Annotated in this window: 17 protein-coding genes; 14 read left to right on the top strand and 3 right to left on the bottom strand. The window is 74.3% G+C overall.

Features of this window, described 5'->3' with window-relative positions:
- The first annotated feature begins 570 nt into the window (after positions 1 to 570).
- Positions 571 to 1,872: an HTTM domain-containing protein gene (locus LRS74_RS16765; RefSeq protein ID WP_277744790.1), complete on the top strand. Its 1,302-nt coding sequence runs from the start codon at positions 571 to 573 to the stop codon at positions 1,870 to 1,872.
- Between the two features lie 24 nt (positions 1,873 to 1,896).
- On the top strand, positions 1,897 to 2,649 hold the full coding sequence (locus LRS74_RS16770) for a TrmH family RNA methyltransferase (protein ID WP_277741751.1): 753 nt from the start codon (positions 1,897 to 1,899) through the stop codon (positions 2,647 to 2,649).
- Positions 2,650 to 2,796: 147 nt separating this feature from the next.
- Here the strand turns inward: LRS74_RS16770 and paaN are convergent, their stop codons facing one another.
- Complete coding sequence (paaN, locus tag LRS74_RS16775) at positions 2,797 to 4,500, bottom strand: phenylacetic acid degradation protein PaaN (RefSeq protein WP_277741752.1); 1,704 nt, start codon at positions 4,498 to 4,500, stop codon at positions 2,797 to 2,799.
- Positions 4,501 to 4,677: 177 nt separating this feature from the next.
- Between paaN and LRS74_RS16780 the strand changes: the two genes are divergently transcribed.
- Positions 4,678 to 6,264: a 3-hydroxyacyl-CoA dehydrogenase gene (locus LRS74_RS16780; RefSeq protein WP_277741754.1), complete on the top strand. Its 1,587-nt coding sequence runs from the start codon at positions 4,678 to 4,680 to the stop codon at positions 6,262 to 6,264.
- A complete protein-coding gene (locus LRS74_RS16785; protein WP_144383189.1) occupies positions 6,261 to 6,848 on the top strand; it encodes a TetR/AcrR family transcriptional regulator in 588 nt (195 codons plus the stop codon). The genes LRS74_RS16780 and LRS74_RS16785 overlap by 4 nt, the downstream gene beginning before the upstream one ends.
- Positions 6,849 to 7,483: 635 nt before the next feature.
- Here the strand turns inward: LRS74_RS16785 and LRS74_RS16790 are convergent.
- The gene (locus LRS74_RS16790; RefSeq protein WP_277741755.1) at positions 7,484 to 7,972 is read right to left on the bottom strand and encodes an Lrp/AsnC family transcriptional regulator; all 489 of its coding nucleotides are present in this window, start codon (positions 7,970 to 7,972) and stop codon (positions 7,484 to 7,486) included.
- Between the two features lie 171 nt (positions 7,973 to 8,143).
- Here LRS74_RS16790 and pdhA point away from each other — a divergent pair, with 171 nt between their 5' ends.
- From pdhA to LRS74_RS16840, 10 genes are all read left to right on the top strand, one after another.
- The gene (gene pdhA / locus LRS74_RS16795) at positions 8,144 to 9,304 is read left to right on the top strand and encodes a pyruvate dehydrogenase (acetyl-transferring) E1 component subunit alpha (RefSeq protein WP_277741756.1); all 1,161 of its coding nucleotides are present in this window, start codon (positions 8,144 to 8,146) and stop codon (positions 9,302 to 9,304) included.
- Positions 9,301 to 10,350 (top strand): alpha-ketoacid dehydrogenase subunit beta, encoded by a 1,050-nt coding sequence (locus tag LRS74_RS16800; protein ID WP_144383192.1) that lies wholly within the window; start codon positions 9,301 to 9,303, stop codon positions 10,348 to 10,350. Before pdhA ends, LRS74_RS16800 begins: the two co-directional genes overlap by 4 nt.
- Complete coding sequence (locus LRS74_RS16805) at positions 10,350 to 11,876, top strand: dihydrolipoamide acetyltransferase family protein (protein ID WP_277741757.1); 1,527 nt, start codon at positions 10,350 to 10,352, stop codon at positions 11,874 to 11,876. Before LRS74_RS16800 ends, LRS74_RS16805 begins: the two co-directional genes overlap by 1 nt.
- Before the next feature lie 31 nt (positions 11,877 to 11,907).
- Positions 11,908 to 12,951: an NTP transferase domain-containing protein gene (locus tag LRS74_RS16810; RefSeq protein ID WP_277741758.1), complete on the top strand. Its 1,044-nt coding sequence runs from the start codon at positions 11,908 to 11,910 to the stop codon at positions 12,949 to 12,951.
- Between the two features lie 752 nt (positions 12,952 to 13,703).
- Complete coding sequence (locus LRS74_RS16815) at positions 13,704 to 15,380, top strand: molybdopterin molybdotransferase MoeA (RefSeq protein ID WP_277744791.1); 1,677 nt, start codon at positions 13,704 to 13,706, stop codon at positions 15,378 to 15,380.
- Complete coding sequence (locus tag LRS74_RS16820; protein ID WP_277741759.1) at positions 15,377 to 16,432, top strand: potassium channel family protein; 1,056 nt, start codon at positions 15,377 to 15,379, stop codon at positions 16,430 to 16,432. The genes LRS74_RS16815 and LRS74_RS16820 overlap by 4 nt, the downstream gene beginning before the upstream one ends.
- 10 nt (positions 16,433 to 16,442) lie before the next feature.
- Positions 16,443 to 17,420, top strand: coding sequence for an NAD(P)H-quinone oxidoreductase (locus tag LRS74_RS16825; RefSeq protein WP_277741760.1), 978 nt, complete (start codon positions 16,443 to 16,445; stop codon positions 17,418 to 17,420).
- A 173-nt stretch (positions 17,421 to 17,593) separates the two neighbouring features.
- Complete coding sequence (locus LRS74_RS16830) at positions 17,594 to 18,388, top strand: hypothetical protein (RefSeq protein ID WP_277741761.1); 795 nt, start codon at positions 17,594 to 17,596, stop codon at positions 18,386 to 18,388.
- A gap of 225 nt (positions 18,389 to 18,613) precedes the next feature.
- Positions 18,614 to 19,156 (top strand): PadR family transcriptional regulator, encoded by a 543-nt coding sequence (locus LRS74_RS16835; protein ID WP_277741762.1) that lies wholly within the window; start codon positions 18,614 to 18,616, stop codon positions 19,154 to 19,156.
- 72 nt (positions 19,157 to 19,228) lie between these two features.
- On the top strand, positions 19,229 to 19,792 hold the full coding sequence (locus LRS74_RS16840) for a bacterial proteasome activator family protein (protein ID WP_277741763.1): 564 nt from the start codon (positions 19,229 to 19,231) through the stop codon (positions 19,790 to 19,792).
- Positions 19,793 to 19,985: 193 nt separating this feature from the next.
- On the opposite strand, the gene LRS74_RS16845 is transcribed toward LRS74_RS16840, so the two are convergent.
- Entirely contained in the window at positions 19,986 to 21,662 is a 1,677-nt protein-coding gene (locus LRS74_RS16845) for a protein kinase (RefSeq protein WP_277741764.1), read from the bottom strand.
- Positions 21,663 to 21,730: the final 68 nt, after the last annotated feature.

The raw sequence follows: 21,730 nt of genomic DNA on the forward strand, positions 1-21,730 counted from the left end.
GCTCCTGCGGAATCCGGCACCCCCGCGGACTCCCGCGCAAGCGAGCTCGGGGGCGGGCCGACGCGCGACCACGCTGGTGCGGCGGGTGTCCCTGTCCCCGATCCCGAGTGTGATCCCGATCCGGATCCTGCTTCCGAGCTCGAACCCGATCTCGACCCCGAGCGTGATCCAGGGCTCGAACCCGGGTCCGGTCCCGCTCCCGTCAGCTCCACGCCCCGCCCGGCCGACCTCGCCGTCGGCCCCGAGGCGGGTCCCGCGGGCGGCGCGGGGCAGGCGGCACCAGCCGTGCCGCCGCCGCCCGCCCTGCCGCCGCCCGCCCTGCCGCCGGCGCCTGTCGTACCGCCTCCGCCTGCCGCGCCGCCGTCCGCCGTGCCGCGGCAGGGCCGTGCCGGTGTTCCCTTGCGGACCGGTGCAACGGTGCCGCCGCGGAGCGGTGCCTCGGTGCCGCCGCAGGGTGGTGCTGGCCTGCCCTCGCGGGCGGGAGGCCCGGTGGATCCCGGTGTTTCTCCGGGCTTCGCGGGCCCCGCCGGTTCCGCTGCCCGCTCCGCGCGGTCGTCCGTCGCCGCCCGCCTGAGTGCGCCGGTCGAGGCGGCCTTCGGGCGGGGCCTCGCACGGGTCACCGGCTCCGCGCTCGGCCCGTACCAGACCGCCGTCATACGCATCGGATTCGCGTTCACCTGGCTGGCCTTCCTGGTGCGCGAGTGGCCGCACCGACGCCAGCTGTACGGGCCGGACGCCCCCCTGGACTGGGACATGGCCCGTCAGGTGCTCGACGCCAACCACGCCTTCAGCGCGCTGATGTGGTCGAGCGGCACGCTGTGGTTCGAGATCGTCTACGGCCTGTCCCTCGCCTCCAGCGCGCTGCTGCTGCTCGGCTGGCGCACCCGGACGATGTCCGTGCTCTTCATGATCGGTGTGCTGTCGCTGCAGAACCGCAGCATCTTCATCGGGGACGGCGGGGACAACGTCGTCCATCTGATGGCGACCTACCTGGTGCTCACGCGATGCGGCCAGGTCTGGTCGCTGGACGCGCGCCGCGCGGCCCGGCGGGCCGCGCGGGAGCGGGAGGGCCGGCTTCCACCTGACAGGGCCGGCATCGTGCTCTGGGCTGCGACCGGCATCGCACTCGCCGTGGTCCACCTCGGTACCGACGCCGACCTGGCCTGGACCGCCCGCGGCCCGCTCCCCGGTCTGGGCTGGGCCGCGGTGCTGTGGGGCCTGTGGCTGGTGCACGCGGCCTGGTGGCTGGCACGGCGGTACGCGCCCGGAGAGCCGCGCCTCGTCCTGGACGCGCTCGCGAACCTCGTGCACAACGGCGCCTTGCTGGTGATCATGGCCGAGGTGTGTCTGATCTACGCGACCGCCGGCTGGTACAAGATCCAGGGCAGTCGCTGGCAGGACGGCACCGCGCTCTACTACGCGCTGCACCTGGACTACTTCTCTCCCTGGCCCGGCCTCGCCGACCAACTGGCCGACAACGGTCTGCTGGTGATGGCGCTGACATACGGCACCGTCGCCGTCCAGGTCGCCTTCCCCTTCACGCTCTTCAACCGGCGTGTGAAGAACGTCCTGCTCGCCGTGATGGTGATGGAACACATCGGGATCGCGATCGCCCTGGGCCTGCCCTTCCTTTCTCTGGCGATGATCGCGGCGGACTCGGTCTTCCTGCCGACGAGCGCGCTGCGCTGGCTCGGGGGCCGCGTCCGGCGGATACGAGACCGGCTCCTGCCCGGCCCCGCGGCGACCACACCCGGTGTGCCGGGAACGGGAGTGCCGGAGGCGGAAAGTGCCGCGGACGGGCGTGTCCGAGGGGGCGTGGCCGCGGCGGGTCGTGTCGCCCGCGTGGAGCGAAGGCCGCGCGTCGGCCGGTGACGGCCAGGGCCGTAGGCTGACGAAGTGACCGACCACGAAGCCGCGCGTGCCCTTCGGCAATGGCGCGAGGCCGCCCCCGACGCCGTGTTGCTCGACGGCTTCCACGCTCTGAAGCACGCCCTCCGCTTCGGGGCGGACATCCGGTGCGCGATCACCAGCGACAAGGAGTCCGTGCTGGCTCTGGCCGCCGGGCTGGCCGAGGACGTGACGGGCGCGCTCGACGACCGCGTGGTCGAGGTGCCGAAGGAAGCCCTGCGCGAGCTGGTGCCCAAGGGGCACGCCACCCAGGTCGCCGCGCTGGCGACCCGGCGCGCCCGCGCGGACAACCGGCAGGCGCTGGACCGGCGCCCCAGGTCCGCGCCGATCGTGGTGCTGGACAACCCCCGCAATCTCGGCAACGTCGGCGCGGTGGTTCGGCTGGCCGCCGGCTTCGGCGTCACCGGGGTGGTCACCACCGGCGACCTGGACCCCTGGCACACCAACGCGGTGCGCGCGGGCGCCGGCCTCCACTACGCCACCGCCGTGGAGCACGTCGACCGTGACGCGCTGCCCACCGGTCCGCTGTACGCCCTGGACCCGGAGGGGGAGGACATCCGATCCGTCGTCCTCCCCGACGACGCGCTGCTCGCCTTCGGCTCCGAGCGGCACGGCATCTCCCCGGAGCTCCGCGGCCGGGCGGACCGGCTGCTCTCGCTCCCCATGCGGCCCCAGGTCTCCAGCTACAACCTCGCGACCAGCGTGGCCATGACGCTCTTCCATTGGGGAGGGCCGCGCTAGCCGGACGGGACGACCGCGCCAGCCGGCGGAGGGACCGTGTCGGCCGGCGGGACGACCACGCCGGCCGCTGTGCGGGACCGCGTCGGCCGGCCTTGGTGGACCGGGTCGACCGGGCCTCGACGCCTCGAGGCCCGGCCACCCCGAGGGTCAGCCCTGGCGGCGGACCTCCACCATGCGGAAGCGGGTGGCGACGAACGCGCCGTCGCACAGCGTGGAGTTGGCCGAGGGGTTGCCACCGGTGCCGTGGAAGTCGGAGAACGCGGCGGTCTGGTTCACGTACACGCCCCCTGTCAGGTTGAGGGAGAGCTGCGCCGACTCCTCCAGGCACGCCTCCTCCATCAGGCGCTCCACCTCAGCCGAGGTGGTGTAGGCGCCGACCGTCATGGCGCCCTTCTCCCGGATCGTGTGACGCAGCAGATCGGCCGCATCCGCCGTGGAGTCCACGGCGACGGCGAACGAGACGGGTCCGAAGCACTCCGCCAGATAGGCCGGCTCCTCGGTGCCCTCCCACTGCTTGCGCGCGCCGTCCTGCTTGACGATCACCGGCGTGCGTACGGTGGCGCCGGGGAAGTCGGGGTTGGCCACGGTACGGGAGGCGAGGGCCACCTCGCCGAGGCCCGGCGCCGCGTCGAGGCGCTCGCCGACCTGGGGGTTGACGATGGCTCCCAGCAGGGCGTTGGCCCGGGCGTCGTCGCCCAGCAGCCCGCCGACGGCCGCCGCCAGGTCGGCGACGACCTCGTCGAAGCTCTTGGGCCCGGCGTCGGTGGTGATCCCGTCGCGGGGGATCAGCAGGTTCTGCGGGGTGGTGCACATCTGGCCGCTGTAGAGGGAGAGGGAGAAGGCCAGGTTGCCCAGCATCCCCTTGTAGTCGTCGGTGGAGTCGATGACGACGGTGTTGACGCCGGCCTTCTCGGTGAAGACCTGCGCCTGGCGGGCGTTGGCCTCCAGCCAGTCGCCGAAGGCGGTCGAGCCCGTGTAGTCGATGATGCGGATCTCGGGGCGCACCGCGAGGGTCTTGGCGATGCCCTCGCCGGGCCGCTCGGCGACCAGGGCGACCAGGTTGGGGTCGAAGCCCGCGTCGCGCAGCGCCTCGCGCGCCACCTGGACGGTCAGCGCCAGCGGCAGCACGGCCCGCGGATGGGGCTTGACCAGCACCGCGTTCCCCGTGGCGAGGGAGGCGAAGAGGCCGGGGTAGCCATTCCACGTGGGGAAGGTGTTGCAGCCGATCAGGAGCGAGATGCCGCGCGGGGCGGCGATGAACGCCTTGCGCAGCTCCAGCGGGTCGCGCTTGCCCTGAGGCTTGGACCAGTCGGCGGTCTGCGGGGTGCGGGTCTGCTCGGCGAAGGCGTACGCCACCGCCTCCAGGCCACGGTCCTGCGCGTGCGGCCCGCCCGCCTGGAAGGCCATCATGAAGGCCTGGCCGCTGGTGTGCATGACGGCGTGCGCGAACTCATGGGTGCGGGCGCTGATCCGCGACAGGATCTCCACACAGACCGCCGCGCGCGCCTCCGGCCCGGCATCCCGCCAGGCCGCCATCCCGGCCCGCATCGCCGGGAGCAACACGTCCAGGTCCGCGTGCGGATACTCCACGCCCACATCGATCCCGTACGGCGAGACCTCGCCGCCGGTCCAGCCGACCGTCCCCGGCTGGTCCAGCTCCAGGCGCTTGCCGCGCAGCGCCTCGAAGGCCGCCTGGCCGTCGGCGGCGCTCAGGCTGCCGCCCTCTCCGTACGCCTTGGGGTGCTCGGGGTGCGGCGACCAGTACGCCCGCGTGCGGATCGCGTCCAGGGCCTGGTCGAGGGTGGGGCGGTGCTTCTCGATCAACTGCGCTGTGGTGAATCCGGCGGTCACGACTGACCAACTCCTCGGTGAGCTCCATGGATCGGGGCGCGGAGGGTGCCCCGGGTGCGGTCGATGGTGCGGAACGGTGGGCGACGGCGTGCCGACAGAGATAGATTAACCGAACGATCGGTCGGTACAAGGGGGCCTGTCGAAGCTGTGGACAACTTGTCCGAGAGGATGAGCGGCATGACTGCGAACGACCGGGAAGACACCCTGGGGATTGCGCGCACGAGCACCGTCGCCGTCGTCGGCACCGGCACCATGGGGCAGGGAATCGCCCAGGTGGCGCTGGTCGCCGGCCACACCGTGCGACTTCACGACGTGGCCCCGGGACGGGCCGAGACGGCCGCCGGGGCGATCATGGCCCGGCTCGACCGGCTGGTCGCCAAGGGCGGGCTTTCGGCCGCCGAGCGCGACGCGGCGCGGGCCCGGCTGCACCCCGTGGCCGAGCTCTCCGGGCTGGCGGACTGCGCCCTGGTCATCGAGGCCATCCTCGAGGAACTCGGTGCCAAGCAGCAGCTGTTCACCGCGCTTGAGACGGTCGTCTCCGACGACTGCCTGCTGGCCACCAACACCTCCTCGCTGTCGGTGACGGCCGTGCAGGGTGCGCTGCGGGTGCCCGGGCGCGTCGTCGGCCTGCACTTCTTCAACCCGGCTCCGCTGCTGCCGCTGGTCGAGGTGGTGAGCGGCTTCGCCACCGACACGGCCGCCGCCGACCGCGCGTACGCCGCCGTGGCCGGCTGGGGGAAGACGCCGGTGCGCTGCACCGACACCCCCGGCTTCATCGTCAATCGGATCGCCCGCCCCTTCTACGCCGAGGCGTTCCGGGTCTACGAGGAGCGGGTCGCCGACCCGGCCACCATCGACGCCGTGCTCCGCGAGTGCGGCGGCTTCGCCATGGGGCCCTTCGAGCTCACCGACCTGATCGGCCAGGACGTGAACGAGGCGGTGACCCGATCGGTGTGGACCTCCTTCTTCCAGGACCCGAAGTTCACGCCCTCCCTGGCGCAGCGGAGGCTGGTGGAGGCCGGGCTGCACGGCCGGAAGACGGGTCGCGGCTGGTACGACTACGCGGACGGCGCGGAACGCCCGCTGCCGCACACCGCGCCGCCCGCGGAGCCCCCGGCGCACGTCGTGGTCGAGGGCGATCTGGGGCCCGCCGCCGAGCTGATCGCCCTGGCGCGCGAGGCGGGCATCGAGGTGCGCCAAGTGGACGAGGACCGGGGCACCCGGTTCGTGCTGCCCGGCGGGGGACAGCTGGTGCTGGCCGACGGCCAGACCTCGATGGAGTTCCGGGACGTCGTCTACTTCGACCTGGCGCTGGACTACCGCGCGGCCACCCGGATCGCCCTGTCCGCCGCCCGCGACACCACCGAGCGCACCCGCGCGGAGTCCATCGGCTTCTTCCAGGCGCTGGGCAAGCAGGTCAGCCTGGTCGGCGACACCCCCGGCATGATCGTGGCCCGTACCGTCGCGATGCTCGTGGACCTCGCCGCCGACGCCGTGGCCCGGGGCGTGGCGAGCGCCGAGGACATCGACACCGCGATGCGGCTCGGCGTGAACTACCCGCTGGGGCCGGTCGAGTGGGGGCGGCGGCTGGGCGCCGACTGGGCCCGTGACGTCCTCGACGAGCTTCATCAGCGCTACCCGACCGGTCGCTACGCCCCGTGCCTGGCGCTGTGCGAGGCGGCGTTCGCGGCCGTCGACGCGGACGACGGTGACCGCGACACGGACACCGACGACGCCGGCGCGAAGGATGTGATTTCCTCATGACCATGGCCAAGCGCGACACCTACACGCCGGATTCGCTGCTCGCGGTCGCCGTCGAGGTGTTCAACGAGCGGGGCTATGACGGCACCTCGATGGAGCACCTCTCACGCGCCGCGGGGATCTCCAAGTCCTCCATCTACCACCACGTCAAGGGCAAGGAGGAGCTGCTCCAGCGGGCGATAACCCGCGCCCTGGACGGGCTCTTCGGCATCCTCCAGGAGCCCGGCGCGGTCGAGGGCCGGGCGGTGCAGCGGCTGGAGTACGTGGCTCGGCGCACCGCCGAGGTGCTCATGGCGGAGCTGCCGTACGTCACCCTGCTGCTGCGGGTGCGCGGGAACACCGACACCGAGCGGTGGGCGATGGCGCGCCGCCGCGAGTTCGACCACGAGGTCGCCGAGCTGCTCAAGCAGGCCGCGGCCGACGGCGACCTGCGCGGTGACGTGGACGCGCGGCTGGCGACCCGACTGCTCTTCGGAATGATCAACTCGATCGTGGAGTGGTACCGGCCCGACCGCGGCGGGGTCGCCAGCAGCGAAGACGTGGCCGAGGCCGTGGTCCGCACCGCCTTCGCCGGCCTGCGCACCTGATCGAACCGGCGGCCTGCGGATCGGGCGCTTCGGCCCCGGCCTGCCCGCACCGGCCCGCGAAGGGCCCCGCTCCCGAACAACGCCGGGCGTGCCATACGGACCCGATCCGTACGGCACGCCCGGCGCTTACGCGCTTGCGTATGGACCGGGAGCCGCACGGCTGCGCCCCGCGCCGGCGCGCCCGTGTACGGTCCCGCCACCTCCGGCGGCCGTCCACACTCCCGCTCGCCGCGGCCACGCCGCCGGCCCCGCCGGCCCCGACGACCTTCCCGACCGGACGAGGGCGTGTCCCCGACCGGGCGAGGACGCGCCGGTCCGGCGATCACCGCGGCGGGAAGCGGCGGACGCGGTGCCGCGGTGCCGGCGTCCGCCGCCTCGCCGACCGCCGTGTCGGGCCGCCGTGCGCCGTGCCGGTCCCGAGCCGCCCTAAAGCCCGCCCGCGCCGCCGTCCGCCGTGTCGGTCCCGAGCCGCCCTGAAGCCCGCCCGCGCTGCCGTCCGTCGTGTCGGTCCCGAGCCGCCCTGAAGCCCGCCCGCGCCGCCTTCCGTCGTGTCGGTCCCGAAGCGCCCTGAAGCCCGCGCGCGCCGCCGTCCGCCGTGCTGGTCTCGAGCCGCCCCAAAGATCGCCGCGCCGCCGTCAGGGCTCCGCGTCGAGGTCCGTCTCCTCGAAGACCAGCAGGGTGCGGGTGCTCAGCACCTCCGGTATGGCCTGGATGCGGGTGAGGACGAGCTCGCGCAGGGAGCGGTTGTCGGGCGTGTGGACCAGCAGCAGGACGTCGAAGTCCCCGCTGACCAGGGCGATGTGCGCGGCACCCGGCAGTTCGCCGAGCTTCTCGCGGACCGTGCGCCAGGAGTTCTGCACGATCTTGAGCGTGATGTAGGCCGACGCGCCCTGCCCGGCCCGCTCCTGGTTGACGCGGGCGGTGAAGCCCCGGATCACCCCGTCGTCCAGCAGCCGGTTGATCCGCGCGTAGGCGTTGGCGCGCGAGATGTGTACATGCTCGGCGACTGAGCGTATCGAGGCGCGGCCGTCGGCCTGCAGCATGCGCAGGATGTCGCGGTCGATCGGGTCGAGGGGACGTGCCGGGGGTTTCTCACCGGAACTGGCCATCTGTTCGCCCTGCATACCGTCCCGCCTCCCCTTCATGGACGCCCTGCTTTCATCTCAGGCTGTGGAGAACCGTTTGTCCACAGGCCGCCGTCGCCTGTAGCCAAAATGTGCCATCGACCGAACAATCGGTAGGGGAGGGCCGTGAGGCCCTGCCCACTCCCCGACGATGAGGAGGTTGAGGTCGCCATGACGGTCCTTGAGCAGCCCGGTGCGTACCGGCCCACGCCCCCGCCCGCCTGGCGCCCCCGCGTCGACGCCGCGCCGCTGTTGCCCGACGCCGAGCCGTACCGTCTGCTGGGCACCTCAGCCGCCGACGACGTCTCGCCCGACCTGCTGACCAGGCTCTACGCGGAGCTGGTGCGCGGTCGCCGGTACAACACCCAGGCCACCGCGCTCACCCGCCAGGGCCGACTGGCCGTCTACCCCTCCTCGACCGGTCAGGAGGCGTGCCAGGTGGCCGCCGCGCTGGTGCTGGAGGAGCAGGACTGGCTCTTCCCCAGCTACCGCGACACCCTGGCGGCCGTGGTGCGCGGCCTCGACCCGGTGCAGGCGCTCACGCTGCTGCGAGGCGACTGGCACACCGGCTACGACCCGCACGAGCACCGGGTGGCCCCGCTGTGCACCCCGCTGGCCACCCAGCTGCCGCACGCCGTCGGCCTCGCGCACGCCGCGCGCCTCAAGGGGGACGACGTGGTGGCGCTCGCCCTGGTCGGCGACGGCGGCACCAGCGAGGGCGACTTCCACGAGGCGCTGAACTTCGCGGCGGTCTGGCAGGCCCCCGTCGTCTTCCTGGTGCAGAACAACGGCTTCGCCATCTCCGTGCCGCTCGCCAAGCAGACCGCCGCCCCGTCCCTGGCGCACAAGGCGGTCGGGTACGGCATGCCGGGCCGGCTGGTCGACGGCAACGACGCGGCCGCCGTGCACCAGGTGCTGGGCGAGGCCGTGCGGCGGGCCCGGGAGGGCGGCGGCCCCACCCTGGTCGAGGCCATCACCTACCGCGTCGACGCGCACACCAACGCCGACGACGCGACCCGCTACCGCTCGGACAAGGAGCTGGAGGCGTGGCGCGGCCACGACCCCATCGACCTGATCACCGCGGAGTTGAGGAGGCGGGACCTCATCGACGACGACCGCGTCGAGGCGATACGCCAGGACGCGGAGGCGATGGCCGCGGCGCTGCGCGAGCGGATGAACGAGGACCCGGTCCTCGACCCGATGGACCTGTTCGAGCACGTGTACGCGGAGAAGACCGACCAACTGCGCGAGCAGGCGGCGCAGCTGCGCGCCGAGCTCGACGCCGAGGGCCAGGAAGACCGCGAGAACGAGGCCCAGGAGGGGACACGATGACCGCCACGGCCGTGGAGACCGCCCGTAAGCCCGCCACCATGGCGCAGGCGCTCGGTCGCGCCATGCGCGACGCGATGGCCGCGGACCCGACCGTGCATGTCATGGGCGAGGACGTCGGCACGCTCGGCGGGGTCTTCCGGATCACCGACGGGCTCGCCAAGGAGTTTGGAGACGACCGCTGTACGGACACCCCGCTGGCCGAGGCGGGGATCCTGGGCACCGCCGTGGGCATGGCGATGTACGGGCTGCGGCCGGTGGTCGAGATGCAGTTCGACGCCTTCGCCTACCCGGCGTTCGAGCAGCTCATCAGCCATGTCGCGCGTATGCGCAACCGGACGCGCGGAGCCATGCCGCTGCCCATCACCGTCCGGGTGCCCTACGGCGGCGGCATCGGCGGCGTGGAGCACCACAGCGACTCCTCCGAGGCGTACTACATGGCCACCCCCGGCCTCCATGTGGTCACCCCGGCCACCGTCGCCGACGCCTACGGGCTGCTGCGCGCCGCCATCGCCTCCGACGACCCCGTGGTCTTCCTGGAGCCGAAGCGGCTGTACTGGTCCAAGGCCGACTGGTCGCCCGACCACCCTGAGGAGGTCGCGCCGATCGGCCGCGCGGTGGTGCGCCGCCGCGCCTCGGTGCCCGGCGGCCGCGCGGCCACGCTGGTCACCTACGGACCGTCCGTGCCCGTGTGCCTGGAGGCCGCGGAGGCGGCCCGCGCGGAGGGGTGGGACCTCGAGGTCGTCGACCTGCGCTCGCTGGTGCCCTTCGACGACGAGACGGTCTGCGCCTCGGTCCGCCGCACCGGACGGGCGGTGATCGTGCACGAGTCCACCGGCTTCGGCGGTCCTGGAGGGGAGATCGCCGCGCGGATCACGGAGCGCTGCTTCCACCACCTGGAGGCGCCCGTGCTGCGGGTCGCGGGATTCGACATCCCGTATCCGCCGCCGATGCTGGAGCGGCATCATCTGCCCGGCGTGGACCGGGTCCTGGACGCCGTGGCCCGCCTGCAGTGGGAGTCCGACTGGACCGAGGGGAGCGTGGGCTGATGCCCGTCGTGCGCGAGTTCACCCTGCCCGACCTCGGGGAGGGGCTCACCGAGGCGTTGATCGTCCGCTGGCTGGTCGAGGTGGGTGACGTCGTCACCGTCGACCAGCTGGTGGTCGAGGTGGAGACGGCCAAGGCGATGGTGGAGGTGCCCTGCCCGTACGGCGGGGTGGTGACCGCCCGGTTCGGTGAAGAGGGCACCGAACTGCCGGTGGGCGCCCCGCTGCTGACGGTCGCGGTGCCGACGGTCCACGGCGACGGCGCGCCTGCCGAGGGCGACGGCGGCGCGGAGGGCCACGGCGCCGAGGGCGGCGCGGGCGGCGCTCGGGGAGGCGCCGACGAGGGCTCGGGCAACGTCCTCGTCGGGTACGGCACGGGGGCTCCCGCCGCCCGTCGTCGGCGGATCCGGCCGACGGGTCCGGGTCGGGTGCCCGGAGCGGGGTCGCTCCCGTCGGGCGCCCCGGCCACCGGGGCCTGGGACGGCGCCGCCGCCCACGCCCGCTCCGCGCCCCGCGCGGACGCCGCCTCCGCGGCCCGCTCCGGGGGTGACGCCGGCTCCGCACGGTCGGTGGTCTCCGGCGGTTCGGCGGCCCCCGCGGCCGTCGGCGTGATGGCGCGGCCGCAGAGCGCTCCGGAAGGTCCCATCCCGGTGATCTCGCCGCTGGTGCGGCGCCTGGCGCGCGAGCACGGGCTGGATCTCCGGGAGGTGCGCGGCAGCGGACCGGAGGGCCTGATCCTGCGGGCCGACGTCGAGCGGGTGGTCCGCGCGGGCCGTGCTGCCGAGCCGGTCCCGGCGGCGCGGCTCCAGGAGGCCCCCGCGGCGGTCGCGACGGTGCCGGGCGAGGAGCGGGTGCCGCTGCGCGGCCTGCGCGGCACGGTGGCCGACAAGCTCTCCCGCAGCCGGAGCGAGATCCCCGACGCCACCTGCTGGGTGGACGCCGACGCGACCGAACTCCTCGCCGCGCGGGCGGCGATGAACGCGGCCGGCGGTGCCAAGGTGTCGCTGCTCGCGCTCCTGGCCCGGATCTGCACGGCGGCGCTGGCCCGCTACCCCGAGCTGAACGCCACCGTCGACATGGCGGCCCGGGAGATCGTCCGGCTGCCCTCGGTGCACCTCGGGTTCGCCGCGCAGACCGACCGCGGGCTGGTGGTGCCCGTCATACGGGACGCGCACACCCGGAGCGCGGAGGACCTCTCGGCCGAGATGGGGCGGCTGACGGAGGCGGCCCGGGAGGGCAGGCTCACCCCCGCGGAGCTGACGGGCGGCACCTTCACGCTCAACAACTACGGGGTCTTCGGAGTCGACGGATCCACGCCGATCATCAACCACCCCGAGGCCGCCATGCTGGGCGTGGGGCGGATCGTGCCCAAGCCGTGGGTGCACGAGGGCGAGCTGGCGGTGCGGCAGGTGGTGCAGCTGTCGTTCACCTTCGACCACCGGGTCTGCGACGGAGGGACCGCCGGCGGGTTCCTGCGGTACGTGGCGGACTGCGTCGAGCGGCCGGTGATGCTGCTGCGGACGCTGTAGCGCCGCCGCGCGGAGCGGCCATACTCGTGGGGTGAGCGCGGGTGGATATGACGCGGTGGTGCTGGCCGGAGGCGCGGCGCGGCGGCTGGGCGGGGCCGACAAACCCGGCCTGAGCGTGGGCGGACGGCCGTTGCTCGACCGGGTGCTGAGCGCCTGCGCGGACGCCGGGCGCACGGTCGTGGTCGGGCCGCGCCGCACCACCGGGCGGCCCGTGCGCTGGACACGCGAGGCACCGCCCGGCGGCGGACCGCTGGCCGCGCTGGCGGCGGGCCTGGGTGAGGTGACCGCCCCGGTCGTCCTGGTCGTCTCCGCGGACCTGCCGTTTCTCACCGCCGCGACGGTACGGGCGCTCCGCGCCGGGCTCGGCGGCGCCGCGGGCGGCGACGGGGTGCTGTCGACCGATGCCTCCGGTCGGGAGCAGCCGCTGGTCGCCGTCTACCGCGCCGAGGCCCTGCGCCGCGAGCTCGGACTGCTGGCGGCCGAGCACGGCACCCTCTCCGGGCTGCCGCTGCGGCTGCTCACCGCGGAGCTGTCGCTCGGCCGCCTCCACCAGCCCACCGCCTCCTTCGACTGCGACACCTGGGACGACATCGGCGCCGCCCGCGCGCGCATCAGGGAGCATGGGCATGTGCTGGATGAATGGATCACCGCAGTCAAGGCCGAGCTCGGGGTCGACCTCGATGTCGACACCGCCGCGCTCCTCGACCTCGCCCGGGACGCCGCGCACGGCGTGGCGCGGCCCGCCGCCCCGCTGACCACCTTCCTGGTCGGCTACGCGGCGGCGCAGCGGGGCGGTGGCCCCGAAGCCCTCGCCGACGCGATGCGGAAGGCCACCGACCTGGCCGCGCGGTGGGCGGCGGAGGCCACCGAGTCCGGCGCCACCGAGTCCGACGCCGCCGGGACGCCCGCCGCCGGTGGCGCGGGCCAGACGGGTGGCGCGGGCCAGTCCGGTGGCATGGGCCAGCCTGGTGACCCGGGCCAGTCGAGTGGCACGGGCCGGTCCGGTGGATTCGGGGAGGCCGGCGAGTCCGACCGGACCGGTGGCAGCGCGGCACCCGGGCAGTCCGCGGGATGACGGAGCGGGACGTGGATCGCGAGCTCGAACAGGCGCTGGCGCTCGCCAACGAGGGGCGTCGGCCGCGTGCGGAGACCGGCCCCGCGCAGGGCCGGGGCGAGCCCGGCGCGGCCCAGGGCCACAGCGAGCCCGGGGACTTCGAGGGGGCGGGTGCCGCGGGTGCCACGCGCGGCTCGCGTCGCTTCTCGGCGGCGGCCGAGGACCCGTACGACGACGTTCTCGGGATGTGGAACGGTCCGAGCAGCCGGGAGCCGCAGCCACCGCGGGCCGGGGCGGGCGGGAGGCGGCGCTCCGCCCGCGACGACGATCCGTACGGCGACGTCCTGGGACTGAGCGACGGCCGCGATCGCCGCCAGGGTGACGATGACCGCGCTCACCGCGATGGTCGTGATGAGCGCGACGCCCGCGACGGTCGGGATGCCCGCGACGGTCGGAGCGCGCGCGACGCCCGCGACGGGTATGGCCCCTCCGCCCGGGCTCGCCACGCCGAAGGCGACGGGCGCTCCAGCTACGGCGGCTACTCCGGCTACTCCGGTAACTCCGGTAGCTCCAGCCACTCCGGTCGCGACGGTGGCATGGACGGCCATGCCGGCCGCACCCAGGGCAGCCGCGACGGCCGCGACGGCCGGGACAGCCGCGACAGCCGCGACGACCGCGATGGTCGGAGTGGGCGACAGGGGGAGCGCCGGGGGGAGCGGCAGGGTGGCCAGGACCCGCGGCCCCCTCGCGAGCGCCATGCCACCGGCGGTTCGATCGGCCCGCACGGCTCCGGCAGTGCGCACGGTTCCGGCGGTTCGACCGGCCCGCACGGCTCGGGCGGCCCGCATGGTTCCGGTGGTGCGCACGGTTCCGGCGGCCCGCTCGGCTCCAACAGTGCGCACAGCCCCCACAACTCGCACGGCCCCAACAGCCCTGGGGGCTCAGGTGGCTCCGGCTGGCCGAGTGAGCCCGGCCAGCACCCCAAGCCCCGGTCCGGGGCGCTGGCCTGGGCGGCCGCCCGCCGCCTCGCCTTTGACGCGGGCGGCGCCTGGGCGGCCGAGGCCGTCGGCCGCGAGGACCAGCCCGGTGGCGCCGGGATGCCGGCGACCGTGAAGCGCCCCTTGGCGGAGGCGCTCGGACAGGTGCTCGCCGCCCCGCTCACCGCGCTGACCGACCTGCCCTCCTTCGACACCTCCGCCATGGACGGTTGGGCCCTGGCGGGGCCCGGACCGTGGCGGCTGCCGGCGCCCGGCAAGGGCGAGCGGACGGCGCGGGGCATCCTCGCCGGCGACGGGCGGGCGGCGCCGCTCGCCGACGGGCACGCGGTGCGGATCGCCACCGGGGCCCCGGTGCCGCCCGGGACGACCGCCGTGTTGCGCACCGAGCACGGTGTCGTCGACGAGAGCGGGGGCGTCGGCAGTTGGCTGCGCGCCCGCCCGGCGCACCCCGTCGTCCCCGGGCAGGACATCCGGCCCCGCGGCCAGGAGTGCGTCGAGGGCGACCGGTTGCTGTCCGCCGGGACGCTGATCACGCCCGCCGTGCTCGGTCTCGCCGCGGCCGCCGGCTACGACGAGCTGGAGACCGCCCGCAAGCCGTGCGTGGAAGTGCTGGTCGTCGGCGACGAGTTGCTGACCGCCGGGTTGCCGGAGAGCGGCCGGATCCGTGACGCGTTGGGTCCGATGCTCGGCCCCTGGCTGGCGGCGCTCGGGGCGGAGGTGCTGGCCACCCGCCATGTCCCCGATGACGCCGAGGCGTTGTACGCGGCGGTGGTGGAGGCGTCCTCCGCCGACCTCGTCCTCACCACCGGCGGCACCGCCGCCGGCCCGGTCGACCACGTCCATCCGACCCTGCGCCGGCTCGGGGCGGAGCTGCTGGTCGACGGGGTCGCGGTACGCCCCGGCCACCCCATGCTGCTGGCGCGGTTGCCGCGCGGCGGGGTCGACGGGGGCGAGACCCAGCGCGCCGGTAGGAAGCGCCGTACCGCCAAGCGCCCGGCACCCGAACACCCCCTGCCCCACCAGTATCTGGTCGGGCTGCCCGGCAACCCGCTCGCGGCCGTCGCCGGGCTGCTGACCCTGGCCGAGCCGCTGCTCCACGGGCTCAGCGCACGCCCGGCGCCCGGGGCGCCCGGCTCGGCGGCCCCGCTGGCCGCCGCCGTGCCCGGTCACGCGCGCGACACCCGCCTCGTCCCCGTCGCCCACCGCGGCGGAGAAGCGGTTCCGCTGCGCTTCAGCGGCCCCGCCATGCTGCGCGGCCTGGCGCTGGCCGACGGGCTCGCCGCCATCCCGCCCGGCGGGGCGGAGCGCGGGGAGGCGGTCGAGGTCCTGCGCCTGCCGTGGGCCGCCGCGAACCCGGACACCCGGCCCCCCGGGGCCGCCGACGGCTGGCCTCCCACGCCACCCGGACTCCGCGGCGGCCGCCCCACCACCCCGCCCTGGAGCACCTCGTGAAGCTGCCCGCGCACGACTCCGCCGCCCGCCCGCCCGAGGACCGCGGACTCCGGGTCCAGCTGCCCCACCTCGTGGCGGGCAGCCCGCTGCGGCAGGTCGGTCGCCGGATGCTGCTGGCGCTGCTGGTGCTGGTCGCCACGGTGGCCATCGTTTACGCGGACCGCGAGGGGTACCACGACAACGCCGACGGCAGCGTCGACTTCCTCGACTCGGTCTACTACTCCACCGTCACCCTGTCGACGACCGGGTACGGCGACATCGTCCCGCACAGCGACAGCGCGCGGCTGACCAACATCCTGCTGGTCACCCCGCTCCGCGTGCTCTTCCTGATCATCCTGGTCGGTACCACCCTCGAGGTGCTCACCGAGCGCACCCGCGAGCAGTACCGCCTCAACCGCTGGAGGTCCGCGTTGCGCGACCACACCGTCGTCGTCGGCTTCGGCACCAAGGGCCGTTCCGCCGTGCAGACCCTTCGCGCGACCGGCCTGCCGAAGGACCGGGTGGTGGTCGTGGACCCCAATCCCAAGGTGATCGAGGCGGCCAACTCCGAGGGCTTCGTGGGCGTCGTGGGCGATGCCACCCGCAGCGACGTGCTGCTCCGCGCGGAGGCGCAGCGGGCCCGGCAGTTCGTCATCGCCACCCAGCGGGACGACACCGCCGTGCTGGTCACGCTCACCGCGCGGCAGCTCAACAAGGGCGCCAACATCGTGGCCGCCGTCCGGGAGGAGGAGAACGCCCCGCTGCTCCGCCAGTCCGGCGCCGACGCCGTGATCACGAGCGCCAGCGCGGCCGGCCGGCTGCTGGGCATGAGCGTGCAGAGCCCCAGCGCGGGCGCGGTGATCGAGGACCTGATCCAGCAGGGCACCGGACTGGACCTGGTGGAGCGCACGGTCGTCAAGGCGGAGGTGGGCAGGTCGGTCCGGGAGACGGAAGACCTGGTGGTCTCGGTGCTGCGCGGCCACCGGCTGATCGGCTACGACGATCCGGAGGCGAGCCCGTTGCAGGCCACCGACCGCCTGATCACCATCGTCCGGGCGCGGCCCCCGGAGTAGCCTCGCGGCCATGCATGCGATCACCATTCCCGAACCCGGTGGCCCCGAGGCCCTCGTGTGGGCGGAGGTCCCGGACCCCGTGCCCGGCGAGGGCGAAGTCCTGGTCGAGGTCGTGGCCAGTGCCGTCAACCGCGCCGATCTGCTGCAACGCCGGGGCCACTACCCACCGCCGCCCGGCGCCTCCCCGTACCCGGGTCTGGAGTGCTCCGGCCGGATCGCGGCGCTCGGCCCCGGGGTGTCCGGCTGGTCCGTCGGCGACGAGGTGTGCGCGCTGCTGACGGGAGGCGGCTACGCGGAGAAGGTCGCCGTGCCGGCGGGCCAGTTGCTGCCCGTTCCGAACGGCGTCGACCTGGTCACGGCGGCCGCGCTGCCCGAAGTCGTCTGCACCGTCTGGTCGAACATCTTCATGATCGCCCATCTCCGGCCCGGTGAGACGCTGTTGGTGCACGGCGGCGCCAGCGGCATCGGCACCATGGCCATCCAGCTGGCGAAGGCGGTCGGGGCGCGGGTCGCGGTCACCGCCGGCGGCCCGGAGAAGCTGGCCGCCTGCCGTGAGCTGGGCGCGGACATCCTGATCGACTACCGCGCGCAGGACTTCGTCGAGGAGGTCCGCGCGGCCACCGACGGTGCCGGCGCCGATGTCATCCTCGACATCATGGGGGCGAAGTACCTCGACCGGAACGTCTCCGCGCTCGCGGTCAACGGCCGGCTCGTGATCATCGGCCTCCAGGGCGGCACCCGCGCGGAGCTCAACCTGGGCGCGCTGCTCGCCAAGAACTGCGCCGTGACCGGCACCGGGCTGCGGCGGCGCCCGCTGTCGGAGAAGGCGGCGATCGTGGCGGCCGTGCGGGAGCACGTCTGGCCGCTGATCGGCGGCGGCCGGGTGCGGCCGATCGTGCACGGGACGTTCCCGCTGCGGGACGCGGCCGCGGCGCACGCGGTGCTGGAGGAGAGCGGGCACGTGGGGAAGGTGCTGCTGACCCGCTGACCGACGGCTTACGACCGACGACACGATGACCAGCCCCGTCGACGGGCTCGACCGGGCTCGCCGACGGGTGTGACCGGGCCGCCCACCGACGGACCGCCTGAGGTGCCGTATCCCTCCCCTCATGTGACGCTGAATCCGTCACTCGACGGCGCCGGCACGGGAGGGATACGGCCGTGGCTACCGCGCTTGGTTCACGACTGGTGGTCCCCCTGCTGACCGCGGTATGCGCCCTGACCGGGCCCGCGGCGCTGGCGCACGAGGACCCCCGAGACCACGCGGGCGTAGCCGTCGACGACGGACGTGGCGCGAGCGACCGGACGTCCCCCGGGGAGGACCCGGCGACCCCCGCGAACGGTGCGGCGGCGCCCGCGGACGGGGAGGCCGCGGACGAGGAAGCCGCGCTCGACGGCTGGCCCGCCCCCGAGCCGGGGTGGGCGCCCCCGGCCGGGAAGGCCGCGACGGCGCGCCCCGACGCCCCCGCCGAGCCCCAGGTGCCGGGCGGCGTACCTCCGGCGGCCGGTGCCGCCCCACAGGACCCCGCACCCGCTCCCACCCCCGCTCCCGGCCCGGCTTCCCCTTCCGGGCCGGCATCCCCTTCCGCCGGCGCCCCCCTCACCGCCACCGCCGCCGCGTCCCCCTCGACCACGGTCTCGCCGACGCCCGGCCCCAGCGAGCGGCCCCCGCTCGTCACCCGCGACGCGCAGCGGCCCCGCCCCCGGCAGCCCGGACAGCTGATCGTGCCGGCCTGGACCTCGCCGGCCCCGACCTCGTATCCGGCCCCGCCGCCGTATGTCTCCGGGGCTGGCGGGACCGCGGCGCCGCCGGACGGGGCGGCGACCGGGTGGGACGGAAGGACACAGCAGGCGGTGCACTCGGGGCGGGTGACGCGGGTGCTTCCGCTGGGCACCGGACTGGCCCTCACCGGCCTCGGCCTGGCCTTTCTGGGCCTCCGCCTCCGGCGTTCCTGAGCGCCTCACCTCGCCCCCGCCTGTCCCGTCCGCGCCCGAGCGCCTCGCCCCTGGGTGCCCGGCCCGCGCGGCGACGTCCAGCCCGCGCGGCAACACCTCGCCCACGCGTGTCCAGCCCGCGCGGCGACGTCCCGCCCATGCGTGCCCAGCCCACACGGCGACGTCTCGCCCGCGCCTGTCCCCCCGATATTCCGTTCATCGTCCGAGCGGCTATACATACGCGATATGTCGATTCGCCACGGACTGTTGGCCCTCCTCGAAAGCGGCACCCGGTACGGCGCCCAACTGCGGACCGAGTTCCAGGCGCGGACCGCGACGACCTGGCCGCTGAACGTCGGTCAGGTCTACACGACCCTGGGCCGTCTGGAGCGCGATGGCCTGGTCGTCCAGGACGGGGTGGACGCCGCGGGGCGCGTGCTCTACGCCATCACCGACGCCGGCCGGGCGGAGCTGCGCGACTGGTACGAGTCCCCGGTCGACCGCGCCCACCCGCCGCGTGACGAACTCGCCATCAAACTGGCCATGGCCGTCGTGGCGCCGGACGTGGACGTCCGCGCGGTCATCGAGGAGCAGCGCCGCCACACCGCGCGGGCCCTGCGGGACTACGCGCGGCTACGGGCCGACGCGGCGCGGCCCGCCACGCGCGACGGGATCGCCCGGCTGCTGGTCCTCGACCGGCTCATCGCCCAGGCCGAGGCGGAGGCCCGGTGGCTGGACGGGTGCGAGGCCCGGCTGACCGGCTCTCTCGCCGCGCTGGAGTGTCCGTAGCCTCCGGGGAGGTGGATCAGCCCGCGATGGGGGCACCATCTCCGTGACAGACGGGTGCGAGAGAATGGGCACATGAACCAGCCGATGAACGAACGGTCGCAGGAGAGCCCGCACATCCTGGTCGTCGGCCCGGACGGCATGGCCCTCGGCGGCGCCGCCCCTGGCGACGGCAGCAATGACGACGAGTCGCGCGAGGTTCCCGTGACGGACATGGTCGAACAGCCGGCGAAGGTCATGCGCATCGGCAGCATGATCAAGCAGCTTCTGGAGGAGGTCAGGGCGGCACCTCTGGACGAGGCCAGCCGGGTCCGGCTGAAGGAGATCCACTCCAGCTCGGTGAAGGAGCTGGAGGACGGCCTGGCGCCGGAGCTGATCGAGGAGCTGGAGCGCCTCTCGCTGCCCTTCACGGACGAGGCGATCCCGACCGAGGCCGAGCTGCGGATCGCCCAGGCGCAGCTGGTCGGCTGGCTGGAGGGGCTGTTCCACGGCATTCAGACGGCGCTCTTCGCCCAGCAGATGGCCGCCCGCGCGCAGCTGGAGCAGATGCGCCGCGCGCTGCCGCCGGGTGTGCTCGGCGGAGACGACTCCGACGGGGGCCAGCATCGCGGCGGTGAGCGCTCCGGCCCGTACCTCTGATCTTCAGGTCCCGGGGATCTTCAGGTCCCGCTGATCTTCAGACCCTGCTGATCTTCGGATCACCGCCGAGTCCCCGCTGATCTTCGGATCACCGCCGAGTCCCCGCTGATCTTCGGATCGCCACCGAGTGCGATCCGACCGCCCCCGACCGCCCCCCGCGGCTCTCGCCGCGCGGGGGCGTCGCGCGTGCGGGTTACGCCCCCGGCTTGCCGGTCGAGACGGTCAGCTCGATCGTCTCGGTCTGCGGGTTGTAGGGGTCGCCGTCCTTGTGCGTGTAGCTGATGATCGAGCCCTTGCCGAAGACGTTCTCGTCGACCTCGACGACCTTGTACTTCCAGCCCGCCGCCTTGATGCACGCCTTCACGGAGTCGACGTACAGGTACTGGAAGTCCGGCACGTTGTAGGCGCCCGCCTCGTCGTACGCCTCGGTGGCGTTCTGGCACTCCTCCGGGTCGATGGTCTTCGTCTTGACGTCCTCGCCGGCGTTGAAGCCCGAGGGGGTGTCGGAGGGCGTCGGGGCGGAGGAGCTGCTGTGGGTGTCGTCCGCCTTCGGGTCGTCGTCGGACTTGCCCCCGCCGCTGACCGCGATGGCGACGATCACGCCGATCACGGCGAGCGCCGCGACGACCGCCGAACCGATGATCACCCGCTTGTTGCCGTTGTCGCGGTTGCCGCCGCCGGAGGGGACCGGGGTGGGCGTGGCGTTGTACGGGGGCGGGGTGTGGGCGCCGCCCTGGAACGCGGGCGTCGGGGTCGTCGCGTAGCCCTGCTGGTGCGTGGGGGGCGCCGGGGTCGACGGGCCGAAGCCGCTGTACTGGCCGGAGCCGGGCTGCCCCGGCCCCTGGGGTCCCGCGGGGCCCTGCGGCGCCTGGTACGGCGTCTGGACGCCGTGCGCGCCCGCGGCGGGGGCGTCCACGGGCGGGAAGACCGCCGCGCCCAGGCCGGCGCCGCTCTGCGCCGGCGGGCCGCCGGAGATGATGATCGGGGAGGCGCCGGTCTGGCCGACCCGGGCGCACTCGTCGCGCATCGCCTCGGCGGTGGGGAAGCGCTCGTTCGGGTTCTTCTTCAGTACCCGCGCGATCAGCGCGTCCACCGCCGGGGGGATGGACTGGTTGATGGTGGACGGCGCGACCGGCTCCTCCTGGACATGCGCGTACGCGATGGCCAGCGGGGAGTCCGCGTCGAAGGGGAGCCGTCCGGTCAGCAGCTCGAAGAGCATGATGCCGACCGAGTACAGGTCGCTGCGGGCGTCGACGCCGCGGCCCAGGGCCTGCTCGGGGGAGAGGTACTGCGGGGTGCCGACCACCATGCCGGTCTGGGTCATCGAGGTGACCCCGGACTGCATGGCGCGGGCGATGCCGAAGTCCATGACCTTGACGACGCCGCGCTTGGTCATCATCACGTTGCCGGGCTTGATGTCGCGGTGGACCAGCCCCATCTCGTGGCTGACCTCGAGCGCCGCCAGCACATCGCCGGTGATCTTCAGCGCCTTGTCGGTGGGCATCGCGCCGTACTGCCGCACGTCCTCGTCGAGCACCGCGCGCAGCGGCTTGCCCTCGACGTACTCCATGATGATGTACGGCATCAGCGCGCCGTCGATCTCGTCCTCGCCGGTGTCGAAGACGGAGACGATGTTGGTGTGCGAGAGCTTGGCCACCGCCTGCGCCTCGCGCCGGAAGCGCTCGCGGAAGGACGCCTCCCGACCCAGCTCGGTGTGGAGCGTCTTGATGGCGACCTGGCGATCCAGCGCGGTGTCGTACGCCAGGTGCACGGAGGCCATGCCGCCTTCACCCAGCAGATCCTGCAGCTGGTAACGACCCCCGCCGATCGACTGGCCCGCGTAGCGGCCCGAAGCGCCATGCTGGCTCATCGTTCTTACTTCCCCCTCGGCGCCCTGCCCCGACGCTGAAACCCGCGCTTGGATCGGCGTGTCTTGAT

Source organism: Streptomyces sp. LX-29 (genome assembly GCF_029541745.1).
Taxonomy (GTDB): domain Bacteria; phylum Actinomycetota; class Actinomycetes; order Streptomycetales; family Streptomycetaceae; genus Streptomyces.